The organism is Geminicoccaceae bacterium, from assembly GCA_020638465.1.
GTDB lineage: Bacteria > Pseudomonadota > Alphaproteobacteria > Geminicoccales > Geminicoccaceae > JAGREO01.
This window is the reverse complement of record JACKIM010000001.1, coordinates 701389-721653: the sequence shown is the minus strand read 5'-3', so window position 1 is coordinate 721653 and position 20265 is coordinate 701389. Positions and strand designations below refer to the sequence as shown.

Here is a 20265-nt window from a genome sequence, read left to right as displayed (position 1 = left end):
GATCAGATCAGATCGGGATGGGTGAGGACCAGTGAGGCATTGGTGCCACCAAAGCCGAAGGAATTCGTCAGGCAGGCCTTGACCTCCCGGCGACGTGCCTCGTGCGGGACGAGATCGATACCTGTGCAATCGTCAGCGGGATTGTCGAGGTTGAGCGTTGGCGGTACGACCTGATCGCGCATGGCGAGGATGCAGAAGATCGACTCGACACTGCCGGCGGCACCGAGAAGGTGGCCGATGGCCGATTTGGTGGATGACATCGACAATCCGCCCTTGTCATCGCCAAACAGCCGGGCAACGGCTCCAAATTCCAGCTCATCGCCTGCCGGTGTGCTGGTGCCATGGGCATTGACGTAATCAATGTCCGCCGTGCCGAGGCCCGAACGCTTGATCGCGGCCTTCATGGAACGGAAAGCGCCGTCATGTTCGGGGGCAGGCGACGTTATGTGATAGGCATCGCCCGACAGTCCATAACCCTTCACCTCGGCGTAGATTGTCGCACCACGGCGCCGTGCATGCTCAAGCTCCTCGAGTACGACGACGCCTGCGCCTTCGCCCATGACGAAGCCGTCTCGCCCCTTGTCCCATGGTCGCGAAGCTCTTTCAGGGGTATCGTTATAGCTGGTGGACAGGGCACGAGCTGCGGCGAAACCGGCGAGACCCAATCGGCAGATGGCCGCTTCCGTGCCGCCGGCCACCATGATGTCGGCATCATCGAGCGCTATCAGGCGGGCCGCGTCTCCGATCGCATGGGCACCGGTCGAACAGGCCGTGACTGCGCTGTGGTTGGGCCCCTTGAGGCCGTGACGGATTGATACCTGACCGGAACAAAGATTGATGAGGGCGGCAGGGATGAAGAACGGGCTGACTCGGCGCGGGCCTTTCGATTCGAGAACGAGTGTCGTTTCAGCGATTGTTTGCAAGCCGCCAATTCCCGCACCGATCATCACCCCGGCACGCTGCTTCTGCTCTTCGGTCTCCAGGCTGATACCCGAGTCGCGAATGGCCTGGGTTGCCGCCGCGATGCCATAGATGATGAACAGGTCGTTCTTCTTGATATCTTTGGCCTCGACGTAGTCGGTGGCAACAAAGCCCCCTTCTCCCTCGGGCAGCATACCCCCGATGCGGGCGGGAAGGTCCGAAACGTCAAACCGTTCGATCGACCCTATGCCCGACCGGCCTTCGATCAGGCGTGACCAGGTGTCATCCACATTGGCACCAAGGGGGGTGACAAGACCGATCCCGGTCACCACGACGCGACGCGATCCAGACATACCTTGCAATCCCCCCTCGCACTCAAACGAACTACACGGGTCTCCCGCCCGTCAGATCCGTCATTTCGATCCGCCTGTAGGACACGACACTTGTCGAAGGCGAACGCGGGTCGTGATGGGCAGGTTCCTGGCTGACCTTCAATTAACCGGCGTTGGCCTGAATGTAGTTGATCGCATCATTGACCGTGGCGATCTTTTCGGCCGCGTCATCGGGAATTTCTACACCGAACTCCTCTTCGAACGCCATCACCAGCTCGACGGTGTCGAGGCTGTCCGCACCGAGGTCATCAACGAAGCTCGAGTCCTCCTTGACCTTGGCCTCGTCCACACCGAGATGCTCGACGACGATCTTCTTTACACGATCGGCGATGTCACTCATTTCACACTTTCTCCGATGTCGAGACCCGAACCGTCTCGAGCTCTTTTCTTGACTGAGTCTGGCCCAAGCCAACGGACTTGCGACCGGTTGTGGCGATAGCCCGCAGACGGGTGGCTTCTACACAATGCCGGCGCGCTTGACTAGGCGCTGTACTACCCTCTGGTCAACTGTCAATCATATCATGGCCATGCCGCCATTGACGTGCAGTGTCTGGCCTGTGACATAAGCACTTTCATCACTGGCGAGGTACACCACTGCGGCTGCTATGTCGCTACCCTTGCCGAGCCTGCCGGCGGGTATACGGCCCGTCAGGCTTTCCTTCTGCCTGTCATCAAGGGTCTCGGTCATCGGTGTTTCGATGAAGCCCGGGGCCACGCAGTTGACGGTGATGCCTCGCGAAGCGACTTCCTGGGCCAGGGACTTGCTCATGCCGATGAGGCCGGCCTTGGCAGCGGCATAGTTGGCCTGACCCGGGTTCCCCGTGATGCCAACGATCGAGGTAATGTTGACGATACGGCCGAAGCGCCGCTTCATCATGCCTCTGAGTGCCGCACGGCTGAGGCGGAACGCGGCGAAGAGATTGGTGTCGATGATGGTCTGCCAGTCCTCGTCCTTCATCCTCATGGCGAGTTGGTCGCGGGTGATGCCGGCATTGTTGACGAGGATACCCAGCCCGCCAGCGTCATCGGCAGCCGCCACGGCCTCGTTCATGAAACCATCGTCGGTAATGTCGCCGGAGATGAAGGAACAGCGATCGCCGAGTTCGCCGGCAATCTCCGCCAGCACCTCGGCCCGCCGGCCGGCGAGGACGACATGAGCTCCCTGTTCATGCAGGGAACGGGCGATCGCCCCACCGATACCTCCTGTGGCACCGGTGACAAGCGCCACCTTTCCCGAAAGATCGAACATCAGGCGTTCCCCTCAAGCGTTTCAAGATAGGAGTCGATGTCGGCGGGTGTCGACAGATTGACAAGGGTAGCGCCGGGAACAGCTCGTTTCGCAAGACCCGTCAGAACCTTGCCGGCACCGATCTCGATCAGTGAGCCGGTATTGTTGGCCGCCATCCATGCCATCGATTCACGCCACCTGACCCTTGCGGTCACCTGGCGCTCCAGCAGATCGGCGATCGCGCCTGCATCATCATTGGGTGTGGCAAGCACATTGGCGATGACCGGCCGCGCGGGCTTGCGGAACGGGACCTCGGCCAGTGCACCGGCCAACCTGTCTGCGGCAGGCTGCATCAGGCGGCTGTGAAAGGGTGCCGACACCTGCAGCATCATGGCTCTCCTGGCCCCGCGCTCCTTGGCCAGCGCGCAGGCCCTTTCCACGGCGCCGGCGCTGCCGCTGAGCACGACCTGCCCGTCGCTGTTGTCATTGGCGACATCGCACACATCGCTTCCGGTGGAAGCCTCCAGGGCCACCGCTTCGACATCGGCGATGGCGAGGCCGAGGATGGCGGCCATCGCACCTTGGCCGACCGGGACGGCATCCTGCATGGCGGAACCGCGTATGCGCAACAGCCGTGCCGCATCGCTCAGGTCGAGCGCTCCGACCGCGGCCAGCGCCGAATACTCGCCGAGAGAATGACCGGCCACATGAGAGACCATGTCACTGATCGGGCATCCGGAACGCGCTTCGAGCGCCCGCACTGTCGCCATGGACATGGCCATCAGCGCCGGCTGGGTGTTGGCAGTCAACGTCAACTCGTCGACTGGTCCCTCGAAGATCAACCGGGAGAGTTTCTGACCCAGAGCCTCATCAACCGTTTCGAAGACCATCCGGGCTTCGGGAACCTCGTCATACAGGGCCTTGCCCATGCCGACGGTCTGCGAACCCTGTCCGGGAAATACTGCAACCTTGACCATATCCATTCCAGATCCGGTGAACCGGTAGTGACACCAGTCCCACAATTCGGAGCCTGGCTGCATTCTTCGCGTTTGGTAACAAAGGCAGTTTTCCTGTCAAGCGCCGGGCAAAGGCGGATACGGCCCGGTTGCAGGAGATTCCTAAGGCATGACTTTCACTCGCCGATGGCAGCCGTACGATTGCGACCACTCCGCTTGGCAGTGTAGAGCGCTTGATCGGCACGATTGAGCAACTGCTCGAAGCTGTCGTCGTTCGTGTTCGCCTGGGTGAGGCCGATACTGACCGTCACATTCACCTTGTGCACGGGTTCCTCGCGTATGGCTTCGATAACCTGTGCACGCAGCCGGTCTGCAACGCCGACCGCGATGTCGAGCGGGGTGGACGGCATGATGAGGCCGAATTCGTCACCGCCCAATCGTCCAATGACGTCATGGCGGCGCAGCTCTTCGGTACAGCAGGCCGCAACAACCGACAGCACCATGTCGCCCATGGTATGGCCGTACAGGTCATTGACATGCTTGAAATGATCGATGTCAAGCATGCCGACCGAAAGGGCACTCCCCGACCTCTTCCTGTCGGCGAAAGCCTGTTCTCCCAGATCGAGGAAATGACGTCGGCTGGCAACGCCCGTGAGCGTGTCGCGCAGGACGAGCCGTCGAAGGTCGCGCTCACGGCGGCTGATGGTGGAGATATTGACGATTTCCAGCAGGTAGGCCTCGCCAGTGGTGCCGAGCGTTACCGGTCGACCGGAACCCAGCACATGCAGGTATCCGCTGGGAGTGCGGATGCGGGTTTCGAAGTGCATGGGACGGCTATGGCGTGCGGCAGCGGTAATTTCGGGTTTTGCCCGTTCATCGATGTCGAGATCATCGATCGACCGCTGTCCGTCACCACCCATCCAGTCGGCCAGTGCACGATTGAAAAAGAGAATTCTTCCACTGCTGTCGAGCAAGGCAAAGCCAGTGGCTGCGGAATTGAGGAGAGCCGCCAGGTCGTCGCTGGCTAGTCTGTCGACCTGCGCACTCAAATATTTCCTCCAAGTACCGGTTTTGTGCGCTTCATGCTGAAGGCGCAAGAATGCCATCACTCAAAACCCATGAATGTCGACGCGAATCTTTACCACATGCACCCAAACCCGCAATTGATAACGTTAAAACCTGCTAACAATTGTCAAAAAAAATAGGCTCGACCGACGGCTTATAGAATTTAAAGTTAAAAATCTTTTGATTTATTATCCTTTAAGGATAATAAATTTATATCCACTGATATTCAGTGTTGAATCCTTCGGTCAGTGTATATATGCGAATATATGTGGAGAATCGTGTCAATGATCGTCTGCCGGACAAGGTTCTTGGTAATGGTCGGGCCCGACTGCTAGATGGAAGCGCGTAGCCCGCTTGGCGGAACAGGTAGACGCACGGGACTTAAAATCCCGAGGCTTCGGCCGTGCCGGTTCGAGTCCGGCAGCGGGCACCATGAAAGTGTTGCGACCCTGAGCAGGTTGCAAAATGGACCTGCAATCCGTAAGCGTCTGTTTGATGCAAGGCCGGACGTTGGAGAAATCATCCAAGATGAGCGGGATCACCGACGGATCTTATGATTTCATCGAGGCTACGCCGGCCCGGTTGCCCGTCCTTCTCTCGTCGCCTCACAGCGGCACGGCATTTCCTGATGAATATCGGGAAGGTCTCGCCGTGAAGGAGGAGGTGCTGCGGCCTCTGGGGGATGGGCCGGTTGATCGGATGTTCGAGCCGGTGTGCGATGACGCTGGCGTTTCGATGATCCGTGCGCGCTACAGTCGTGCAGTGGTCGATCTCAACCGAAAAGCCGATGAGATTGCCCCCGAACTGCTGGCGACACCTGGACACCACAGGCTGCGTGTGACCGACAAGGTGAGGGTTGGTCTTGGTGTCATTCCCACGCGCATCAACAGCATTGCCCTCCATGCCCGGAGCATGAGCGATGAGGAACTGCGTGGGCGTATCGACGGACTCCATGAACCCTATCATGAAGCGATTGATGCGACCATGAGCGATTTGTCGGAAAGGTTCGGTCATGCGTTGCTGGTCGATTGTCATTCCATGCCGTCGGGCATTGCCGTTGTCCAGGGCAGGGCGGTCGACGTTGTGATCGGCGATGCCCACGGTCGCTCGGCGGAACCGGCGTTGGTCGACCTCGCATTCGAGACCTTTGGATCTGCGGGCTTTCTTGTGCGATTGAACCAGCCCTATGCTGGCGGATACATTACCCGGCGGCATGGCCGGCCACGGTTCGGGCGTTCCGCCATCCAGTTCGAGTTCCAGCGCAATCTGTTCATGGATGAGAGCAGTCGACAGCTGCATGAAGGTTCACGCAGGATAACACTGGCAATGCAGGAATTCGTTGGCCGTGCGGGCGCGTGGATCACCGGCCATCGTCGCGCCGTTGTCGCGGCCTGAAGCGAGACTGCACTTGTTCGTTCGTCTTGTATCCGCATTTGGTCTTGTCCTGACCGTAGGGGGCGCCCGGGCCGATTCCCTTCAAAAGCCACCAAGCTATCATATTACTCGACCGGGACAGGTCATGATCGTGACCGAGAAGAGGCGACTCGAGCTGAAGCAAATGCCCGTGAAGCGGGTCCGGCAGTTATGCGGCCCCGATCGGGACAGTGGCTGGCCGTCGCATGGCACGGTACGCAATGTCACCGGCGGGCATCAGCCCGCCGATGGTATGGCGCTGACTTTCATGAAGGCGGCGGCGGCCGTTCTTGCATGGGACAATGCGGCGGCCAAACGTGTCATCGTCAAGCATCTGATTCGCTTCGCCCGCAAGGGCGGCCTGTCACGCCTGCGCGGCGAGATCGACGCCAACACCTACTACAATCTCGACCGTACCCTGTTGCCGATTATCGTCAGCTATAGTTTTGTTCGGGATGACCCGACACTGAAGTCGAAGGATCGGGAGCGCATCGAAGCGTGGCTCGATGGTCTGGTCAGGATGCGGGGACCGAATCGTGTCGTCGATCCGATGCGAATAAGCAGTCGCAACAACCATCGCTACCTGCGTGACAGTGTTACGATGGCGTGGGGAGCTCTCATCGGTGACGATACGCTTTTCCGCGAAGGTATCCGACGGTTTACGATTGCGCTTGGGCAGATGCGTGACGATGGTAGTCTTCCGCTGGAAACCGATCGTGGCCAACTGGCGTTGTTCTATCAGCGTCATGCCATTGCCTCACTGGTAGCCATTGCCGAGATGGCAGCAACCCAGGGATATGATCTCTACACAAAGACGAACAGCCGGGGCGGGCGGCTGGACGACATGATCGGCTTTCTCGCGCGTGGCGTCACCGACCCGTCCGTCCTGGAGCGATATACCCTTGAACCGCAGGATCTGAGTTTTCTTGTCGAGCGTGGGCATGATCGACACTATATGAGCTGGCTTGAGGCTTATGCCGCCCGCTTCCCCGATGACGATAATGTCCGTCTGCTACGCGATGCCATGAAGCGCCTTGGAGCGCGACAGGGAGAGCGTCTCGACGATTATTCAGGCGGGATGACAAGTTGCTTTTTTGCAACAAATTCAACTATAGATTGATTTTGATAAGTTTGATATTGTGCTGCCGAATGTCAGGCCTTTGTGTTCGAGGCGGCAATGCGGCGAGTTTTCCCGGTTCTGATCTGCGTCACTCTTGTCTGGTGCCCTACCGCAGGTCGGGCTGTCATACCTCACGTGTTGCACAAGGCAGGTGAGATACTGGTGTCCATCGAGCAGCGCCGGGATGAGCTTCGGCGGCTCGGTGTCAAGCAGCGTTCTGCCTATTGTGGAGCCGGACCGGTCGAGTGGACACCGGAGCCTGTGGTGCAAACCGTAGGGAGCGAGCGGCAGCCGGGGCAGGATCTTGCGATGAGCCTGATGCGTGCGTCAGCTTTGGTGCTCGCCTTCGATGATGAGGCTGCGCGGCGTGCCATTGTCGATCATCTCGATCTGTGGGCGCGCAACGACGCGTTGCTTGAGCGCGAGACGGAACATCGCGCACGTGTGTTCTACAATCTGGATCGCACCCTGATGCCGATGATTGTCGCCTTTTCCATGGTTCGTGGTGCTGGGGATGTCGACCCGGAACAGTCGGCGAACATCGAGGCGTGGCTGGGCGAACTGGTCGACATGCGACGCGGTCCCAATCGATTCTCGCGGCCGGCACGGACCAGCAGCCGGAACAATCACCGTTATCTTGCCGATAGCGTGACCATGGCCTGGGGCGCATTGACGGGTGATCGTGCGATGTTCGACAAGGGTATCGAGCGGTTCCACATCGCTCTCGGGCAGGCTCGCGACGATGGCAGTCTGCCGCTCGAGACCGCACGGGGAAAGCTGGCCCTTCATTATCAGCGTCATGCTGTCGGCTCGTTGATCAACATCGCCGAAATGGCAAGGTTGCAGGGGGTAGACCTTTATTCGGCGAAGAGCGAACGCGGTCTGACCATTCATGATCTCGTCACCTTCCTCGCGAATGCCATCGACACTCCAGGCCTGCTGGATGGTTATGCTCCCCGGGAACAGAATCTGGGATTTCTCGAAAGGCGTGGGCACGGGCGACACTACATGGCCTGGTTCGAAGCCTATGCCGCGCGGTTCGGTGACAGGAGCAGTGCCCGTCGCCTTGGGCAGATCCTGATCGAACATGGCCATGACGGCGCGCCCATGATTGATGACTATTTCGGCAGTGTGACCACCTGCCTCTTTCGCCCGTTGACGGATATTGCTCCGCTTCCGCCAACGTGAGGTGCCGGTCTTGGGAAGTCTCGGCTAGGTTGTCGCCTTGTTCCTGCCAAGCTGCTAGACAGGATTGCGAATGTCCAGGGAGGGACGGGAAGTGGCCAGCGGCAAACTTACCACACATATTCTCGACACGGCACGTGGATGTCCGGCGAGCGGAATGCATGTCGATCTCTTTCGGATCGAAGGGGCGGAGCGCGGTCATATCACCAGCGTGGTCACCAACCATGACGGCCGCCTCGACAAGCCGCTGCTGGACGGCGCGAGCATGGCGCGTGGCACCTACGAACTGGTGTTTCATGTCGGCCATTACCTCAAGATCTGCGATGTCGATCTGACGGATCCGCCGTTTCTGGATGACGTTCCCCTGCGCTTCGGCATCGCCGATCCGGATCGTCACTATCATGTACCTTTGCTCGTATCTCCTTATGGCTACACGACCTACCGAGGGTCGTAAGCCCGCGGCCGATCTTCGAGGTGCGGTGACATTTCGTTGGGCCATCGCCGGATTTATTGTTTTCACAGCCCGTGCAAATGCACTATTTTCCCGCCCGGTCGCCGGCGTGGCTCAATTGGTAGAGCATCCGCCTTGTAAGCGGGGGGTTGCGGGTTCAAGTCCTGCCGCCGGCACCAGATTCCTGCAACGCTGGTTCATGGAATTCTGTCGAGGTCCATGTCCTCCATGGTCCGGCCGTCGCTGACCGCGAGGACGGCCGGACGATTTCTGGCCTACGGGGTGTCCTTGGCTCCGCCGAAGGCGCCGATGACCGTCGAGGTATCGTTGGCAATCCGGAAGGCGCCGCCGATCTCGTTCTGGTCGGGCCCAAAGAAGCGGCCGTTGCCGCTGCCGACATGACCGGCGCTCGAAGTGAAATCCGAACCGCCAAAGCGGCCGCTGGCCGTGGTAATGCTCATGTCACCGGTATTGACAGTCAGATTGGCATTGGTTGCCGCATTGCGCAATGCCATCGACCCGCTCATCGTCCTGGCGCCGAAATCGACCGAAGCGGACATGGCTCCTGTGTACAGGCCCATGGTCGTGCTGTCGTTCGCGGCAACCTCGATGGCTGTCGCACTTCCCCTGTATGTGGCCGTTCCCGTTGCCGGAACGGATGTCTGGGCACCGCCGAAGAAGCTTGCAGCATCCGTGACGAGGCCCCGCTCATTGGCCAGGAGCGTATCGATGTCGCCTTGCGCCCAGACGCCGAATGCCGTGTAGTTCAGTGACTTGTCGGCGCTGTTGGCGATCATCACCGTATCGCCCGTGCCGCCGTATTTCACATAGACATTGAAGCCGTCATAGCTGCTCACCGGGGCGTCGTTCATGGTGGCGATGCTGCCGCGGCCGGTAACCTTGATCGTAGGGCGAAACGAGCCGTCGAACAGGATATCGGTCGTGGCGCCGTTGAGCGACAGCGAGCCGTTGGCAGTGTTGGGAGCGGCGGCAAACTCGATCGATGGCCGTGCCTCGCCGATGAGCGAGCCGACGTCGTTACCTCCTCCATTGACGGTCGGCGAAGCGGGGCCGTTGTCGTGACCTCCCCCTCCACCGCCGCTGCAGGCTGCCATTCCGGCAGACAGGAGAACGCAAAATGAAGACCTGAGGATCTTTGACATGATGTCATCCTAGTTGTGTAAAAATAATATGAAATTTTATTAAAATTTTATCAATTATTTTTAATAGATAAAAATAAAGTCAACTATTAAACTTTAAGTATTTATTTTGATAAAAATATATTGTATTATTTCAAGCAATAATATCCCAAAATACAAGGATTTCAGGTTTGGTATGCTATAGGGTTGCTGTGATTATTGAATCAACGTCCGCCAGATACATCGATGATTGTACCAGTGACGTAGGACGCTCTTTCCGACAAGAACCAGATAGCGGCTTCAGCCACTTCCTCGGCCGTCCCGCCACGACCGATGGGCACGCCTGGTCCGAACCGGCCGATGCGATCCTCCACGCCTGTCTCCCGTTGCATGTCGGTATCGATCAGGCCGGGGCGAATGCCGTTCACTCGGACGCCATCGCCGGCGGCCTCGCGGCCCAGACCTTCGGTAAGGACATCGATTCCTCCCTTGGCGGCTGCATAGGGAATAAATCCTCCGACGCCAAACAACGGAGCCGCGCGCGAGGAAATGTTGACGATTGCGCCGCCCCTGCCGCCATGGGAACGTCCCATGCGTCGAACAGCTTCGGCGTTCGCAACCAGGTGAGCGGTGAGATCGACGTCAATGATGCGGCGAATAGTCTCGACTGTGATCTCGCTCAGCGGCTGCCCCTCATGGATAATGCCGCTGTTGGAAACAAACGCATCCACAGGACCCAGCATTCGCTCGGTTTCATCAAACATGGCGATGATCTGTGCAGGATCGGCGGTATTTGCCTGAATGATAACGCCGCGGGCACCCGATTGCCTGACATCGGCCAGGACAGCTTCGGCGCTGGCTTTCTCCTTGCGGTAGACGATGGCGACGTCATAATCGCCTTTCGCTCCCAGCCGACAGATGGCAGCGCCGATCCCGCGGCTTCCGCCGGTCACGAGCAAGGTTTTACGCATCTGTCGACAGTCCTCTTTTCATCCGCGTTTCAGGGGGCCGATCAGGACCGACCGTAGGAATCCTCTCGACGAACGATGTCATTCTCATCGAGAATTTCGCCCTGCTGCACCTCGATGAACTCCATGACCTCGTCGAATGGGTTGGCTGCACGATGCCAGGTCTCGACGGGGATGTGCACATGTGCGCCGACATCATGGTCGGAAGTTTCGTCGCCGTTGGTCACTCGCGCCTTCCCGGCGACGATGACCCAGTGCTCGCTGCGGTGATGGTGCAGCTGCAACGACAACACGCCACCGGGCTTCACGGTGATACGTTTCACGATGAAGCCATCACCGGTTTCGAGAACTTCCCAGCGTCCCCACGGACGATTGTCAGCTTCACCGCGAGCATATCGAACGTCGGCCATCCAATCTCTCCCAAATGGCAATTGCCGCTGAAACTACCGGCAATGAACGCTGGCGTCATCCACTCAGCGTACTGCCGTATCGTGTTGGAACGTACCTGAATGCATTCTTCAACCGTGCATTCAGGCTGGACCGCTTCAATCTATCCCAAGCGACGGTTACCGGTTGCCACCTTTATCCGGAAGGGAAGATTTTGAACGGCCTCACTGGGGCGCCGCCTTCTGCGAAAATGCATCCACTTCCAGGCTGACCTGAACGTGTTCCCCGACTTCAGCCCCGGATGATCGTTCGGTGGTCAACGTGATACGATCGGCGAGCATCACCGGTTCGCTGGTTTCCACGGAATGAAGTATGTCCCGAAGCCCGGACATGGACACCACGAAATCGATGCGAACCGCAATCTGCACGAATGGCTCGGCATCGCGTGGTTGCACGACCTGCGTCTGGCTGATGACGCCTCCCGCCGACTCGACCATGACGGTGACTAGGCCCTGCAGTTCGGCACCGGCCAGTGCTGCGGTGTCGCCATGCAGGAGCAGGGCTTCGATTGGGCTTGTCCGTTCGAGCAAGCGGGCTTCCGCCAGCAACTCCTCGCGTGTCGAGATCCGTTTCTCCAGTTCGCTCACCCGCAATTCGACCTGCCTCAGTTCTTCGCTTTCACGGGAAAATCGATCGTATGGGAACCAGACCATGGCCGTCAGAACGACGGCTGCGGCCAGCGCCGCCAGGATCCGTCGGGTCATGAGATTCAAGGATCAGTCTCCGCACCGGTGTCGATCCGATCGACCCGCGCTCCGATGGAAAAGGCATCGACCTCGACCTCTCGGTCCCCGACCAGCATCTTCTGCCGGGTGCTGGGAGAGCGGAACTCGGCCGCCGAGAGATATGTCGAGGCCTCTATGATTCCCAGCAGCGACGACGCATCGGGCGAGTATCCTGTCGCGGTCAGCTCGTCGCCATCAATCGACAACCGCGTCAACCATACATCGTCAGGGATGGTGGCGCTGAGTTCATCGATGAGCGCAAGCGTCGAAGGCGTCGAGGCCTTCCGTTGGTAGATATAATCGGCTTCGCCACGTAACTGGTCGATGCGTGCATGCAATTCGGGCACATCAGCCAACCGCTGCTGCAACGCATCGGCCAACCGCTGCCTTTCGTCGATCTTCTGGGACTGGATCCAGTACTGATAGCCGCCAATACCGGCAACGACGGCCAGGATCAGGCCCAGCACGACAAGGGCGGCCGGAACCAGGCGCGACGGGCGATCGAAGCTGGCCCGCTGGCGCAGGTCGTAACGCGGCTCGCTAAAGGGGTCGCTGTCGGCGAGGTCCACGGAATGTGCAGTCAGGCCAAGTGCGGCGAGAGCCTCCACGGCTTCGTCGACGATGCGGCGCGGAACGACCGTCAGCTCGATTTCCATCTGCCCGCCATCAAGTCGGGCGCCGGGATACGCATCAAAATAGACCTGTTGCTCGCTCCACGGGGTCAGCATGTCGAGGCGATGGGCCATGACCGCGCGCAACTCGGCGTTGCCCACATGGGGTAGGGTATCGGTGCAGCGCAGCCCCTTGTCAGCCGCAAGTCGGAGTACTATGGGCAGATCGCTCTCGCCTATCTCGCGCAGCAGCATTTCGGAACGGGTATCGAGGTGTTCGCCGCGTTCGTGCTCGATCTCAACCGAACCCAGTTCCTGAGACTTGCGGGGAGTGCGCCGGACGAGATTGACCAGGCGGCCATCATATAGGGCCAGCACGCAGGAGCGAATAGGCTGCTCGACTCGTGCGCGCGGTACAACACCATCCATGTCGATCCATCGGCGTGATGTTTCAGAGGCCATGTTCAACCTTTGTTTGACCCGCTATCGCGCGGCAATAACCAGCCCTGATAGTCCATGATTTCATAGTCGCGTCCGGATGTCGTCGGGTATACCCATGCGATGGCCACGGCCCTGCTTGTGAAACCGCCATCGACTACCGCCTGAAGGTCGATCCTGTAAAGTCCGCTGCTGTCGGTTGTGAAGGGGGGAGGCTGATTGTCTTCCTCCGTGAGCGGGCCGGTGCCGACATCCAGCCCCTGGGCGAGATCGTGGGCGCGGAATACCGATGCGCTGGCGCCGGAAAGATCGATTTCGTCACTTCCGGTTTCTGTTGTCACCATTGGCTCCAGCCGTTTCGCTATGTCAGGGGTCATGCCGAGCACGAGGCGCAACTGGCCAGCATAGCGAAATGGCCCGTTGGCCGGGGCATAGCCGAGTTCGGCTCGTCTGTAGTCGCTTTCCTCGGCACCCTGCGGATGACGGAGATCATTCTCGTCACGCCAGTCGAGGATCGCATCGGTCAGTTTCGCGGCCTCGTCACGATCTTCAACGGCCGTGCTCACGAGTCCGCCAATCAGTTCGTCCGATGCGCCATTGAGGTCGATCCGTCCGGATTCGGCGGTCGTGAGCACGCTCACCGCGACGTCATCGAACTTCAGCTCGAGCTTTCCATCCGGATGAACCGTCTGTCCACGAAGCTGTTCGACTGCCACTTCGAGAGCGCTGTCAATGGCCACCTTCGCCCGCAGGCGGGCTATCGCCACGTGGGTATCGAGCACGATCGCATTGCGGCTGGCGGACATGCCGGTAACGAGAAGAGTGATCGCCGTGATCAACCAGAGAACGAAGATCAGCGCAGCGCCTCTCTCCCCGACCCGCATCACTTCATTCAGGGGTGGTGCCGAACTCACAGCTCGCCGCACCCTTCCTGGGCAAGATCCGCATTCGAGCTGGCACAACCCGGAGGTGCTGTCAGCTTCAATGCAGCAATGATGGGTGCGCGAGCCGGATCGTCAAAGACCAGGCGTACAGCGAGCGGCAACCGCCGTTCATCCTTCCAGTGATCCTCCCAGGCAGGAGCGTCATCGGAATCCTCAGGTCGACGCAGATAGCCGAAATGCGCCTTTCCCACATGGTCCAGCAATGTACGCTCGGTGATATTTCCATCGAGTTCGAGATCGGGATAATCCGGTGCCGCACCGGCAATGCGCACGATGAGCGAACCCGTTTGACCGTCGATCTCGAATTGTGTCGTGATCAATGCTCTCCCGTGTTCGTAGCCTGGTCGCAGAGACAGGAACCGCAGCGAGTGCTGATCGCCCTCGAAGCCGACGCGGTATTCACCTGTGTTGCCGATATTGAGGTAGAGCGCAGCTTCCAGTCGGTCGGTCACGAAGGAACGTGCGAGCGTTTCCTCGAAGACCGCTTCCGCATGCTCGCTTATCCGGTCGCTGGCACGGGTGAATATCTGGCTGCTCGAACCTACAAGTGCGACCACGACAGCGAGCAGTGCCAGTGATATCAAGACTTCGATCAGTGTGAAACCGGCCTGTCGTCGTGGCACGGATACGGATTGGCGTGGTGGTGACCGATGGCGATGCGTCATTGTTTGTCACCGGGCGGCAGATGCAGGCGAATGATGCCGGCAATCTCCAGATTGGTATTATCTTCGTCTCGCAATTTCAGGCGAATGCGGCGCAAAGGCGTGGGCTGCGTCACTTCCAGATCGTCGGCATTCTCCTCCTCGATATCGATCGCGATGTCGTCGGGCCAGTCGAAGGTGAGGGCATGGGCACTCGTCTGCCCGGTCAGACGCAGATCATTCATGGCGGCCTCGGCCAGCGTGGTGAGCCTGACCAACCGTTCCCGAGAGCTGGTGGTCGCCACCGCACCGCCGACGATACGATAGGCTGTCGCAAGCGACAGGCTCAGGATCGTGAGCGCCACCAGCAGTTCGAGCAGGCTGAAGCCGGCGTTGGAATGGCTGCGATGCCGGACCGCTTCAACCATTGCCGAAGCCGATGCGACCGGTGAGCCAATCGACAAGAACGTGCCGTTGTTCGTTTTTCGACCGGATGACGAGTTCCGCTCCGGAACTGGCGCCATTGGGCAACAGCACGATACCGCCCTCTTCCATTCCTTCGAGCTCCATGTCGGCTGGCACCAGCATCGCCAGATCGGCGTCATCGATCTCGCGAGGGACGCCGCTGCGCATGGCGTCGATACGGGCTTCCCGCAGCCTGTTCACCACGGAGATGGCGACATCATCGATGTTGCGCCGCCCCAATGCGGCGATGCTGGGGAAAACGACAGCGGTTACCATGCCAAGCAGCAGCATGGCCACCATCAACTCGATGAGCGTGAAACCCGCGTCATTCTTTCCAGCTGGTGACATCACTGGCTTCGCCGTCGCCACCTGGAACACCGTCGGCGCCCAGCGTGGAGAGGTCATAGTCGCCGTGGTCGCCGGGCGATTTATAGACATAGGCGTTGCCCCACGGGTCCAGCGGTACGCCCTTGGAGTCGAGATAGGGACCATTCCAGCCCTTGACGTCCGCAGGCGCTGCAATCAAGGCCTCCAACCCATCGGCGGTCTTGGGGTACGAACCGCTGTCGAGTCGATAAAGATCGAGCGCCTGGCTGATGCCGTCGACCTGCAACCGCGCCGTATCGCTCTTCGCGCTCGACAGATAGCCCAATACCCGCGGACCGACGAGTGCGCCAAGCAGGCCGAGTATGACGAGCACGACGAGGATTTCGACAAGAGTGAAGCCAGCTTCACCGCGAATGCGCCGGTGACACTCTTGGGTGGAGTGCTGTTGCTTTCTCACCATGACCTCATGCTGCTGAAGACGGAAATTCTGTTCCGGATTGGGGGGAGTCGCGAACTCAATTGAAGATTTCAAGTCGCCGATGTTCGCCCCCTGCTTCGAGATCAAGCGATGTATCGCTGATACCCACGACACGCCACCCATTGATTTCATCGCCACTCCGGATCGCTTCGACAAACTCGCCGTCGTCGCGCATGATCAGGGCCAGCGTCTCGCCATGGCGCCTCAGTGAGCCAACGAGGGAAATGGCCGGCTCAGTCGGTTCTTCAGGGATTTCTGAACCGGCAGCCGGCTCGATATCCTCCTCGGGCACATATTCAACCGCAACGATCACAGGTTCGGATGGCTTGCGCAGCGGCGAAAACAGAGGGCGTTGAACTATGGCCGAGAATGACGTGGCAGGTGGCAAGGCATGCTTGTTGTCCTTGATGCTCGGCAAGTCGGGAATGTCCAGAAGCCGGGCCGGTACCGCCGGGAGCTCCCGTGACGGTGATGCAGCAATCGCGACTTGCGATGGTTGTTGTTCACTGTCGAGCGCTACCAGACCGAGCGCCAGGACACCGACCACAACCACGGTCTTGCTGACGGGGTGCCATTGTCTCACGAGTGATGCCTAGTTCCGTAAACGTAAAGAGGTGTGACTCTTCTGCTGTCACCCAGTACGACGATGTCGAATTCGACCGACAGAATCCACTAACCGGCATATCTCGTCAACCTTGGTTTGATTATCCGCCGCCAGTTCGCCATTTCCCAGCCAAAGAGAATTTTCAAATCCGACACGAATGTCACCACCGAGACAGGCCGCGGCGGTAAGGCAGGCCGTCTCTTCCTTGCCGAAAGCGCAAACCATCCATCGGCCCCGGCCGTCATGTGCCGCGAGGTATTCGAGCAGCGCCCTCGGCTCGACCACCTGACCTGCTTCGAGATACCGGCCGAGAACGAAGATTACCGAAGGATCATCGAAGGGAATAATGCCACGTGCCCGCAGCACGTTGAATCGCCTGATGTCATCGGGATCGTAGAGGATGAACTGCGGCTCGATTCCGCGTTGCTTCATCCACAACAGGAATGATGCCACCGTACTCGTGGCGGCATCGTTCGGGATGATTTCGCGCAGGGCCAGGGAAACTTCGTCGGGGCATAACGTGCGAACCGCGTCCATTTGCTGTTCTGGCGTATATTTGCCGGCAGCTTCGGTGGTGATCTGAATGCGCATGGCATCACCGACCGCGCGCCGGACATGGAGGATGTAGGTCTCGTAGATGTGCCTGGCGAGCGTGTGTTCGCCCCTGCCATCGCGAGCGTGCAGATGGATCGAATCGGCACCGGCCTCAAGGCAGGCGGCTGCCGTGGAAGCCATCTCCACGGGTGTCATCGGCAGGGCGGGATGATCGCGTTTTGTCAGCCTTGCCCCATTCGGTGCAACCATGATCCGACACGGACGATCCAGATCCGGTCGCATGTCAGTCGACCTTGTCGAGGACGGAGTCGACCGCTCGCCCGAGCTTTTCGACCAGTTCGTCGATCTGTGGTTCTGTGAGAATGAACGGTGGCGCAAGAAGGATATGGTCACCGCGACGGCCGTCGATCGTGCCGCCCATCGGGTAACAGATCAGCCCCTCGGCCATGGCCGCCTTCTTGATGCGGGCGTGGATTGAATGCGACGGATCGAACGGCGCCTTGGTCGACCTGTCGGCGACAATCTCGACTCCACGAAAGAGCCCGCGACCGCGAATATCGCCAACAAACGGATGGTTACCGAAACGATCATGCAGGGCTTCGTCGACCTTGTCACCCAGGTAGCGGACCCGCTCCAGCAGATTGTCCTCGTCGATGACAGTCTGCACCGCAAGGGCGGCAGCGCAGGCCGTGGGGTGGGCCATGTAGGTATGGCCATGCTGGAAGAAGCCCGAGCCATCACGGATCGCATCACTGATGCGCCGATGCACCAGCGTGGCACCGATCGGCTGGTAGCCGGCACCCAGTCCCTTGGCGATGGTGATGATGTCGGGAGCGACGCCATCGACTTCACATGCAAACAGATGGCCCGTGCGGCCCATGCCGCACATGACCTCGTCGAGAATCATCAAAATTCCGTGACGATCGAGGACTTCCTTGATCTTGCGAAAATAGCCCGATATCGCGGGAACGGCACCGAGGGTGGCACCCACAACGGGCTCGGCGATGAACGCCAGCACGGTTTCCGGACCGACCTTCTCCAGATGGGCCTCGAGCTCGGCCACCAGCCGGTCGACAAAGGCATCGTCGTGCTCGTTCTCACGCTGTTCCCGATACGCATAGCAGGGTGTGAGGTGGTCCGCGTCCATGAGGATCGGCTCGAACTGGGCGCGCCGCCACTGATTGCCTCCAACGGCCAGGGCACCCAGTGTGTTCCCATGATAACTCTGCCTTCGTGCAATGAACCGGCGACGTTGCGGTTGTCCTGTCTCGATATAATATTGCCGGGCCATCTTGAGTGCCGCTTCGACGGCTTCCGAGCCGCCTGACACGAAGTAGACGAGGTCAATGCCTTCGGGCGCCCTTGCCACCAGATGGTCGGCAAGTGCCTCGGCGGGATCCGTGGTGAAGAATCCCGTGTGCGCGAAGGGGATATGATCCAGCTGCTGCTTGATCGCCTCGATGACCCGTGTCTCGCTGTGCCCCAGGCACGAAACGGCAGCACCGCCCGAGGCGTCGAGATACCGCTTGCCGTCCTTATCCTCGATATAGGCACCGTCACCGCGAGCGGCACGCGGGTAGGCCTGCTTCAGGTGGCGATAGAATACATGGCTCATGGTTTTCTCCCGAAGAAGTGGACCATCGGCGCGAAAGCTGTTCAGAATGCCTTGTAGGCGGCGAGATCGTCGTTGGCTGTATTGGTGAGCTGTTCGTCGAGTTGCCGCAGCAGGTCGTTGATGAGCGCCTCTGAAATCGCGTCCTGTTCGATCACATCGAGTCCCTCGGGTACGGCCCTCGTTCGGGCGACCTTCACCTCGGCAAAGGCCGTCTCCACGCCCAGTCCGTCCGTGATCGAAAGTCTTACGGCCAGTTCAGCCTCGAAATCGGCATCGGGCTCGCTGACAAAAAAGTCCATGAAGCCACTTGTCTTCGCCCGGGAATGTTCGATCACGGTGGCCTCAGTGACGACGGCATTGAGGGTTCCACTGCCACCGCCTGCCAGCAACCGGGTCTGCAGGAAGGATTTGGCGGCTTCACCCAGTCTTGCGCTGCGACGGCGGTCCTTGAATGTACCGCTGGCCGGAGGCGACGCTTCGATCGACTCGTGAATTTCGTTGACCGTAAGGGTGATCGGCGCCCGGCTGCTGGTTGTCACGGCAGGCTCGATATCCGCGGACGAGCGGCAGGCTGTGAGCACGACAAGCAGGGCAAACGCCACATATCTCGCCATCAATTCGGTAGCCCTCTCATGATGTCACTCAGATTCTGATCATCGAAGCGGTAGATCTTGCTGCAGAATTCACAGGTCACCGTGATCCTGCCGTCATTGTCTCGCATGTCCTCGATCTCGGTGGCGCCGAACTGACGCAGCATGTTCTTCACGCGATCGACGTTGCACGAGCACTCAAAAGCGAGTGTCAACGGCGGAAATGCGCGTACGCCGTCCTCATGAAAAAGTCTTATCAGCAGGTCGTCGAGTGGTAACGATTTATTTACCAGTTCGTGATCGGTCAATGTCTGCAGCAGCAGCATGGTCCGCCGCCAATCGTCATCCCGGCGCGCCGAGGCAATATCCGCAGGACCCTCGCCGGGCATTGCCTGGACGATCACTGCTCCTGCGCACCAAGTCTCATGGACCGGATCATGATGGATCGCAGAACGGATACCTGTGGGAACCTGCTCGGATTGCTGAAAATAGGCGAGCATCGCATCCTGAAGCGAGCGGCGGCCAAGTTCCACGATACCTTGGTAGACCTGCCCGCCATGTGCCGTCTGATCGACGGTCAGTGCCATCAGTCCCTTGCCGAGAAGGCATTCGAGTCCGGGCATGGCCTCACCGCCTGCGGCCGCGACCGCAGCGGCATCGAAACTCGCATGGCCGCGCATCGCTCCCGAATTGGTAACATCGGCAACCATCATGCCGACCGGACCGTCGCCGCGAAGCTGAAGGCTGAACATGCCTTCGAACTTGAGCCCACCGGCAAAACCCGCTGCCAGCACCATCAATTCGCCCAGCAGGAGCGAGACGGGCTCCGGATAGCCGTGTGAACCGAGGACGTGGTCGACGACAGCGCCGAGGCGCACAGCACGGCCACGCAGCTGCGTCCGCTCAATCTGGAACGGGCGGAGAACATCGGAGATGGGGCGCAGGTCGGACATGAACGTTACTTAGCAGTTCGGCGTCCGGGAGGCG

General features: G+C 59.6%; 24 protein-coding genes and 2 tRNA genes. 6 read left to right on the top strand and 20 right to left on the bottom strand.

Annotated features, from left to right (window positions below; translation table 11 throughout):
* Positions 1-2: 2 nt before the first annotated feature.
* The 5 genes from fabF to H6851_03465 form a co-directional block, all read right to left on the bottom strand.
* Positions 3-1274: a beta-ketoacyl-ACP synthase II gene (fabF, locus tag H6851_03485; protein MCB9942669.1), complete on the bottom strand. Its 1272-nt coding sequence runs from the start codon at positions 1272-1274 to the stop codon at positions 3-5.
* A 142-nt stretch (positions 1275-1416) separates the two neighbouring features.
* On the bottom strand, positions 1417-1653 hold the full coding sequence (locus tag H6851_03480; GenBank protein MCB9942668.1) for an acyl carrier protein: 237 nt from the start codon (positions 1651-1653) through the stop codon (positions 1417-1419).
* Positions 1654-1827: 174 nt separating this feature from the next.
* Positions 1828-2562, bottom strand: a complete 735-nt coding sequence (gene fabG / locus H6851_03475; protein MCB9942667.1) for a 3-oxoacyl-[acyl-carrier-protein] reductase — start codon at positions 2560-2562, stop codon at positions 1828-1830.
* On the bottom strand, positions 2562-3518 hold the full coding sequence (gene fabD, locus H6851_03470; protein ID MCB9942666.1) for an ACP S-malonyltransferase: 957 nt from the start codon (positions 3516-3518) through the stop codon (positions 2562-2564). Before fabD ends, fabG begins: the two co-directional genes overlap by 1 nt.
* A 155-nt stretch (positions 3519-3673) precedes the next feature.
* Positions 3674-4546, bottom strand: coding sequence for a sensor domain-containing diguanylate cyclase (locus tag H6851_03465; GenBank protein MCB9942665.1), 873 nt, complete (start codon positions 4544-4546; stop codon positions 3674-3676).
* A gap of 364 nt (positions 4547-4910) precedes the next feature.
* Here H6851_03465 and H6851_03460 point away from each other — a divergent pair.
* The 6 genes from H6851_03460 to H6851_03435 all read left to right on the top strand — a co-directional run bounded on the left by H6851_03460 (position 4911) and on the right by H6851_03435 (position 8910).
* A tRNA-Leu gene (locus H6851_03460) sits at positions 4911-4995 on the top strand.
* A gap of 95 nt (positions 4996-5090) precedes the next feature.
* On the top strand, positions 5091-5957 hold the full coding sequence (locus tag H6851_03455; GenBank protein ID MCB9942664.1) for an N-formylglutamate amidohydrolase: 867 nt from the start codon (positions 5091-5093) through the stop codon (positions 5955-5957).
* Positions 5958-6081: 124 nt separating this feature from the next.
* Positions 6082-7095 carry an alginate lyase family protein gene (locus H6851_03450; protein ID MCB9942663.1) on the top strand — a complete coding sequence of 338 codons (1014 nt, stop codon included), beginning with the start codon at positions 6082-6084 and terminating at the stop codon, positions 7093-7095.
* A gap of 162 nt (positions 7096-7257) precedes the next feature.
* Positions 7258-8283 carry an alginate lyase family protein gene (locus H6851_03445; protein ID MCB9942662.1) on the top strand — a complete coding sequence of 342 codons (1026 nt, stop codon included), beginning with the start codon at positions 7258-7260 and terminating at the stop codon, positions 8281-8283.
* A gap of 70 nt (positions 8284-8353) precedes the next feature.
* A complete protein-coding gene (uraH, locus tag H6851_03440) occupies positions 8354-8734 on the top strand; it encodes a hydroxyisourate hydrolase (GenBank protein ID MCB9942661.1) in 381 nt (126 codons plus the stop codon).
* Positions 8735-8834: 100 nt separating this feature from the next.
* Positions 8835-8910, top strand: a tRNA-Thr gene (locus H6851_03435).
* Between the two features lie 96 nt (positions 8911-9006).
* On the opposite strand, the gene H6851_03430 is transcribed toward H6851_03435, so the two are convergent.
* The 15 genes from H6851_03430 to H6851_03360 all read right to left on the bottom strand — a co-directional run bounded on the left by H6851_03430 (position 9007) and on the right by H6851_03360 (position 20231).
* The gene (locus H6851_03430; GenBank protein MCB9942660.1) at positions 9007-9894 is read right to left on the bottom strand and encodes a transferrin-binding protein-like solute binding protein; all 888 of its coding nucleotides are present in this window, start codon (positions 9892-9894) and stop codon (positions 9007-9009) included.
* Positions 9895-10094: 200 nt separating this feature from the next.
* Entirely contained in the window at positions 10095-10841 is a 747-nt protein-coding gene (locus H6851_03425; protein MCB9942659.1) for an SDR family oxidoreductase, read from the bottom strand.
* Positions 10842-10882: 41 nt separating this feature from the next.
* Positions 10883-11248, bottom strand: a complete 366-nt coding sequence (locus H6851_03420; GenBank protein ID MCB9942658.1) for a phosphomannose isomerase type II C-terminal cupin domain — start codon at positions 11246-11248, stop codon at positions 10883-10885.
* Positions 11249-11449: 201 nt separating this feature from the next.
* The gene (locus tag H6851_03415; protein ID MCB9942657.1) at positions 11450-11998 is read right to left on the bottom strand and encodes a hypothetical protein; all 549 of its coding nucleotides are present in this window, start codon (positions 11996-11998) and stop codon (positions 11450-11452) included.
* A complete protein-coding gene (locus tag H6851_03410; protein ID MCB9942656.1) occupies positions 11995-13083 on the bottom strand; it encodes a PilN domain-containing protein in 1089 nt (362 codons plus the stop codon). The genes H6851_03415 and H6851_03410 overlap by 4 nt, the downstream gene beginning before the upstream one ends.
* Before the next feature lie 2 nt (positions 13084-13085).
* The gene (locus tag H6851_03405; protein ID MCB9942655.1) at positions 13086-13973 is read right to left on the bottom strand and encodes a general secretion pathway protein GspK; all 888 of its coding nucleotides are present in this window, start codon (positions 13971-13973) and stop codon (positions 13086-13088) included.
* Positions 13970-14626: a prepilin-type N-terminal cleavage/methylation domain-containing protein gene (locus tag H6851_03400; GenBank protein ID MCB9942654.1), complete on the bottom strand. Its 657-nt coding sequence runs from the start codon at positions 14624-14626 to the stop codon at positions 13970-13972. The genes H6851_03405 and H6851_03400 overlap by 4 nt, the downstream gene beginning before the upstream one ends.
* 38 nt (positions 14627-14664) lie before the next feature.
* Positions 14665-15072, bottom strand: a complete 408-nt coding sequence (locus tag H6851_03395) for a type II secretion system protein (protein MCB9942653.1) — start codon at positions 15070-15072, stop codon at positions 14665-14667.
* Positions 15065-15457: a type II secretion system protein gene (locus tag H6851_03390; GenBank protein MCB9942652.1), complete on the bottom strand. Its 393-nt coding sequence runs from the start codon at positions 15455-15457 to the stop codon at positions 15065-15067. Before H6851_03390 ends, H6851_03395 begins: the two co-directional genes overlap by 8 nt.
* Entirely contained in the window at positions 15435-15896 is a 462-nt protein-coding gene (gene gspG, locus H6851_03385; GenBank protein ID MCB9942651.1) for a type II secretion system major pseudopilin GspG, read from the bottom strand. The genes H6851_03390 and gspG overlap by 23 nt, the downstream gene beginning before the upstream one ends.
* 55 nt (positions 15897-15951) lie before the next feature.
* Positions 15952-16461, bottom strand: coding sequence for a hypothetical protein (locus H6851_03380; protein MCB9942650.1), 510 nt, complete (start codon positions 16459-16461; stop codon positions 15952-15954).
* A gap of 84 nt (positions 16462-16545) precedes the next feature.
* Positions 16546-17322, bottom strand: coding sequence for a 3-keto-5-aminohexanoate cleavage protein (locus H6851_03375; protein ID MCB9942649.1), 777 nt, complete (start codon positions 17320-17322; stop codon positions 16546-16548).
* Positions 17323-17356: 34 nt separating this feature from the next.
* Positions 17357-18688, bottom strand: coding sequence for an aspartate aminotransferase family protein (locus H6851_03370; GenBank protein ID MCB9942648.1), 1332 nt, complete (start codon positions 18686-18688; stop codon positions 17357-17359).
* Between the two features lie 41 nt (positions 18689-18729).
* Positions 18730-19302 (bottom strand): hypothetical protein, encoded by a 573-nt coding sequence (locus H6851_03365; GenBank protein MCB9942647.1) that lies wholly within the window; start codon positions 19300-19302, stop codon positions 18730-18732.
* Positions 19302-20231, bottom strand: coding sequence for an Hsp33 family molecular chaperone HslO (locus tag H6851_03360; GenBank protein MCB9942646.1), 930 nt, complete (start codon positions 20229-20231; stop codon positions 19302-19304). The genes H6851_03365 and H6851_03360 overlap by 1 nt, the downstream gene beginning before the upstream one ends.
* Between the last annotated feature and the right edge of the window lie 34 nt (positions 20232-20265).